We start from the raw sequence: 5,890 nt of genomic DNA on the forward strand, positions 1-5,890 counted from the left end.
TTGGGTGCGGGGACAGGATTTGAACCTGTGACCTTCAGGTTATGAGCCTGACGAGCTACCGGGCTGCTCCACCCCGCGGCGAAGTGGGTAGTGGTGTGATCGTGTTGGGAGGGTTCTGGACTTGAGCCTGGGCTCTGTTGAAGCATCCTTTTAGCGGACCTGGCGGCGACCTACTCTCCCGCGCCTTGAGACGAAGTACCATTGGCCCTGGGGGACTTAACGACCGAGTTCGGAATGGGATCGGGTGGGGAACCCCCGGCATAGCCACCAGGTCAGCAAAAAGGATGCTGTCGGACCGCTTTCGCGGTCCGAGCATGTTGTGAAGAAGACATCGCGTGTCTGAGTATGTTGTAAAGCGTCAGTCATGGGTTTGACTGAAGAACGATCAAGCCTATCGAGCTATTAGTACCAGTAAGCTACACGCCTCGCGGCGCTTCCACACCTGGCCTATCAACGTGGTGGTCTACCACGGCTCTCAGCGAGACCTTGTTTTGAGGTTAGTTTCCCGCTTAGATGCTTTCAGCGGTTATCTATTCCACACTTAGCTACCCTGCTGCACAGCTGGCGCCATGACAGGTCCACCAGAGGTGTGTCCATCCCGGTCCTCTCGTACTAGGGACAGATCCTCTCAAGTCTCGTACACCCACGGCAGATAGGGACCAAACTGTCTCACGACGTTCTGAACCCAGCTCACGTACCACTTTAATCGGCGAACAGCCGAACCCTTGGGACCTGCTCCAGCCCCAGGATGTGATGAGCCGACATCGAGGTGCCAAACTTTGCCGTCGATATGGACTCTTGGGCAAAATCAGCCTGTTATCCCTAGAGTACCTTTTATTCGTTGAGCGATGGCCCTTCCACGCAGGACCACCGGATCACTATGGCCGACTTTCGTCTCTGCTCGACTTGTCAGTCTCGCAGTCAGGCGGGCTTATGCCATTGCACTCGACGACCGATTTCCGACCGGTCTGAGCCCACCATCGCGCGCCTCCGTTACACTTTGGGAGGCGACCGCCCCAGTCAAACTGCCCGCCACGCCATGTCCCGGACCCGGATAACGGGCCGCGGTTAGACGTCAGCAACAATAAGGGTGGTATTTCAAGGATGGCTCCACGCAGACTGGCGCCCGCGTTTCATAGCCTCCCACCTATCCTACACATGTTGTTGCTAACGCCAAGGCGAAGCTGCAGTAAAGGTTCATAGGGTCTTTCCGTCTGACCGCGGGAACCCCGCATCTTCACGGGGAATTCAATTTCGCTGAGCCTATGCTGGAGACAGTGGGGAAGTCGTTACGCCATTCGTGCAGGTCGGAACTTACCCGACAAGGAATTTCGCTACCTTAGGACCGTTATAGTTACGGCCGCCGTTTACCGGGGCTTCAATTCGCAGCTTGCACCACTCCTTTTAACCTTCCGGCACCGGGCAGGCGTCAGACCCTATACGTCGCCTTGCGGCTTCGCAGAGCCCTGTGTTTTTGATAAACAGTCGCTACCCCCTGGCCTGTGCCACTCTTATCTGGTTGCCCAAATAAGAGTCACGCTTATCCCGAAGTTACGCGTGCAATTTGCCGAGTTCCTTCAGCATAGTTCTCTCAAGCGCCTTGGTATACTCTACCTGCCCACCTGTGTCGGTTTCGGGTACGGTCTCCGTTGGAGTTATTTCCAGGGACCTGTTCACTGCCCAGAGCAATCCAATAAGCCTAGACAATTTACCAGATCCGTCACTTCCAACTGGTTCAGGAATATTCACCTGATTCCCATCGACTACGCCTTTCGGCCTCGCCTTAGGGGCCGACTAACCCTGCGCAGATTAGCTTTACGCAGGAACCCTTGGGCTTTCGGCGAGAGTGTCTCTCACACTCTTTATCGCTACTCATGTCAGCATTCTCACTTCCGATACCTCCAGCAAGGCTCGCGCCTCACCTTCACCGGCTTACGGAACGCTCCGCTACCGCTTGCTCAAAGAGCAAACCCATACCTTCGGCGTCTGGCTTGAGCCCCGTTACATTTTCCGCGCAGGTTCGCTTGACCAGTGAGCTGTTACGCTTTCTTTAAATGATGGCTGCTTCTAAGCCAACATCCTGGTTGTCAAAGCAAACCCACATCGTTTCCCACTTAGCCAGAACTTGGGGGCCTTAGATGATGGTTAGGGTTGTTTCCCTTTTCACGACGGACGTTAGCACCCGCCGTGTGTCTCCCAGATATCTCTCTTGGGTATTCGGAGTTTGATTAGAATTGGTAGAGATCGCTCCCCCCGCATCCATTCAGTGCTCTACCCCCCAAGGAGTCCGTCTGAGGCACTACCTAAATAGTTTTCGCGGAGAACCAGCTATGTCCAGGTTTGATTGGCCTTTCACCCCTATCCACAAGTCATCCGAGAATTTTTCAACATTCACCGGTTCGGTCCTCCAGTAAGTGTTACCTTACCTTCAACCTGCTCATGGATAGATCACCTGGTTTCGGGTCGTCATGCGACGTACTTATTCGCCCTATTCAGACTCGCTTTCGCTGCGCCTACACCTAACGGCTTAAGCTTGCACGGCACATGAAGTCGCTGACCCATTATACAAAAGGTACGCCGTCACCACGCGCGGTGGCTCCGACTGCTTGTAGGCTTCCGATTTCAGGATCTGTTTCACTCCCCTTGTCGGGGTGCTTTTCACCTTTCCCTCACGGTACTTGTTCGCTATCGGTCATTGAGGAGTACTTAGGCTTGGAGGGTGGTCCCCCCATGTTCAGACAGGATTTCACGTGTCCCGCCCTACTCGAGTCTGTCGCTATTTGACGCTTACGGGGCTATCACCCACTATGGCCGACCTTTCCAAGTCGTTCAGCTTTATGTCACGACAGCACTGGCCTGGTCCCGGTTCGCTCGCCACTACTACGGGAGTCTCGGTTGATGTCCTTTCCTCCGGGTACTGAGATGTTTCAGTTCCCCGGGTTTGCTTAATGGAGCCTATGTATTCAGCCCATTATACCTGTCACAACCACACCACTACCGCTCCAGCCGAAGCTGAAGCAAAGTGGAATGGTCATTAAGGTGGGTTTCCCCATTCGGAGATAGCCGGATCAAAGGGTGCTCGCGCCTCCCCGGCTCTTATCGCAGCGTGCCACGTCCTTCATCGCCTCTCAATGCCAAGGCATCCGTCAGAAGCCCTTATGCGCTTGATCGTTCTCAGCAAAACCCATGCATGCAGCGCTCTTCTTCCGCCAAGGGCGAAATCGGGGGAGCTGCATCATGCGCTTTACAGTCAGACATTTGATGTCTTCTTCAAAGTCCGCCCTAGAACCTAGACCATCCCAAGGGTGAGATGATTTCGGCGGGTGAACCCTACCTTCACGATGTCATTATCGCAGACCGCGCATCCCTCAGTGAGGGAACAGTCGCAGCTGCAAACTTGATCAATCCTCGATCGCGTTACCAGCTTCTCCGGATGAGAAGATGGTGGAGCCAGACGGATTCGAACCGACGACATCCTGCTTGCAAAGCAGGCGCTCTACCAACTGAGCTATGGCCCCTCGCCGCCTTGCGGTGAGTTGCTTAAAGCCCAGGAGAGCTGGGTGTCGGATGCGTTCCGTATATGCAGGAGGTTGGTAGGCCCGATAAGACTTGAACTTATGACCTCACGCTTATCAAGCGTGCGCTCTAACCAACTGAGCTACGGGCCCATAGGCCGCATAGACCAGATCCTCAACCCTAAGGCCAAGACCCGTTCCTGGGCTCGCGATCGCCTCGACAACCTAACGGTCATCAAGGAGTGGAAAGAGAAACGAAGACGGCGGCGATCCGCTCACTGTATATAATCGGTGTTCCAATAGATCCGAAGATCTGGAGGAACATCCTTAGAAAGGAGGTGATCCAGCCGCAGGTTCCCCTACGGCTACCTTGTTACGACTTCACCCCAGTCGCTGACCCTACCGTGGTCGCCTGCCTCTCTTGCGAGTTAGCGCAGCGCCTTCGGGTAAAGCCAACTCCCATGGTGTGACGGGCGGTGTGTACAAGGCCCGGGAACGTATTCACCGCGGCATGCTGATCCGCGATTACTAGCGATTCCAACTTCATGCACTCGAGTTGCAGAGTGCAATCCGAACTGAGACGACTTTTAGGGATTGGCTCCCCCTCGCGGGATTGCAGCCCTCTGTAGTCGCCATTGTAGCACGTGTGTAGCCCACCTTGTAAGGGCCATGAGGACTTGACGTCATCCCCACCTTCCTCCGGCTTACCACCGGCGGTCCTATTAGAGTGCCCAGCCAAACCTGATGGCAACTAATAGCGAGGGTTGCGCTCGTTGCGGGACTTAACCCAACATCTCACGACACGAGCTGACGACAGCCATGCAGCACCTGTGTCCCAGTCCCCGAAGGGAAAGCCGCATCTCTGCGGCGGTCCGGGCATGTCAAAAGGTGGTAAGGTTCTGCGCGTTGCTTCGAATTAAACCACATGCTCCACCGCTTGTGCGGGCCCCCGTCAATTCCTTTGAGTTTTAATCTTGCGACCGTACTCCCCAGGCGGAGTGCTTAATGCGTTAGCTGCGTCACCGACAGGCATGCCTGCCGACAACTAGCACTCATCGTTTACAGCGTGGACTACCAGGGTATCTAATCCTGTTTGCTCCCCACGCTTTCGAGCCTCAGCGTCAGTAACGGACCAGTATGTCGCCTTCGCCACTGGTGTTCTTCCGAATATCTACGAATTTCACCTCTACACTCGGAGTTCCACATACCTCTTCCGTACTCAAGATAGCCAGTATCAAAGGCAATTCCAAGGTTGAGCCCTGGGCTTTCACCTCTGACTAAACTATCCGCCTACGCTCCCTTTACGCCCAGTAATTCCGAGCAACGCTAGCCCCCTTCGTATTACCGCGGCTGCTGGCACGAAGTTAGCCGGGGCTTCTTCTCCGGGTACCGTCATTATCGTCCCCGGTGAAAGAATTTTACAATCCTAAGACCTTCATCATTCACGCGGCATGGCTGCGTCAGGCTTTCGCCCATTGCGCAAGATTCCCCACTGCTGCCTCCCGTAGGAGTTTGGGCCGTGTCTCAGTCCCAATGTGGCTGATCATCCTCTCAGACCAGCTAAGGATCGTAGCCTTGGTGGGCCTTTACCCCACCAACTAGCTAATCCTACGCGGGCCGCTCTAATGGCGATAAATCTTTCCCTCGAAAGGCTTATCCGGTATTAGCTCAAGTTTCCCTGAGTTGTTCCGAACCAAAAGGCACGTTCCCACGTGTTACTCACCCGTCCGCCACTAATCCCGAAGGATCCGTTCGACTTGCATGTGTTAGGCCTGCCGCCAGCGTTCGCTCTGAGCCAGGATCAAACTCTCAGGTTGAGTTGACCGCTAACACAGACTTCAAGAAATCGGGGGAAAACCCAATCTCTCGGTTCTGGTTTGCATAGTATCTTGACGAGTTCCCAATCACATCGATGGATCGAAACCTAAGTTTCGGTCCATGATATTCATGGTGTCTTCAAGAGACCGCAATTGTCAGCGCATCGAGATGACCCGTGAGGTCATCGCCAGAGCGCCGCCGCCTGCGTTTCTCTTTCCAAATCAACAATGTCAAAGACCCAGGACCAAAGCCCCGAACCACCTCTCGGCGGCCCATCCGTTTAGCGCCCGATGTCGGCGGAGGCGGCTATCTATCCAACCTCGAATTCCGTGTCAAACCGTTTTTTTCAAAACCGTCCGAACCAACCCACCAGAAACAGCCGAAGCCAAAACCAGTAGACCGTGGCGACCTTCTAGAGAAGAGCGCCAATCAAGTCAATCAAGAATTTCTAAGAAATCCTCAGAAGACTTGGTGAAGATCCCCTCCGAATTCTTGCGAACTCTTCCGAAACCTTCCGGAGCCGCGCCTTCTAGTGAAGACAGAACCCCGTGTCAACC

Annotated in this window: 3 tRNA genes and 3 rRNA genes; all 6 read right to left on the reverse strand. The window is 54.6% G+C overall.

Annotated elements, in window-relative coordinates:
- Position 1 precedes the first annotated feature (1 nt).
- Positions 2–78 (reverse strand) — tRNA-Met (locus ACSQ2G_RS23825).
- A 79-nt stretch (positions 79–157) separates the two neighbouring features.
- A 5S ribosomal RNA gene (rrf, locus tag ACSQ2G_RS23830) occupies positions 158–272 on the reverse strand.
- A gap of 109 nt (positions 273–381) precedes the next feature.
- A 23S ribosomal RNA gene (locus tag ACSQ2G_RS23835) occupies positions 382–3,170 on the reverse strand.
- Positions 3,171–3,442: 272 nt separating this feature from the next.
- Positions 3,443–3,518, reverse strand: a tRNA-Ala gene (locus ACSQ2G_RS23840).
- Positions 3,519–3,591: 73 nt separating this feature from the next.
- A tRNA-Ile gene (locus tag ACSQ2G_RS23845) sits at positions 3,592–3,668 on the reverse strand.
- A gap of 178 nt (positions 3,669–3,846) precedes the next feature.
- Positions 3,847–5,332 (reverse strand): 16S ribosomal RNA (locus ACSQ2G_RS23850).
- The 16S, 23S and 5S rRNA genes sit together here with 3 tRNA genes alongside, the layout of an rRNA operon.
- Positions 5,333–5,890 lie beyond the last annotated feature (558 nt).

The organism is Caulobacter sp. LjRoot300 (assembly GCF_964253875.1).
In the GTDB taxonomy this organism is placed as follows: Bacteria; Pseudomonadota; Alphaproteobacteria; order Caulobacterales; family Caulobacteraceae; genus Caulobacter.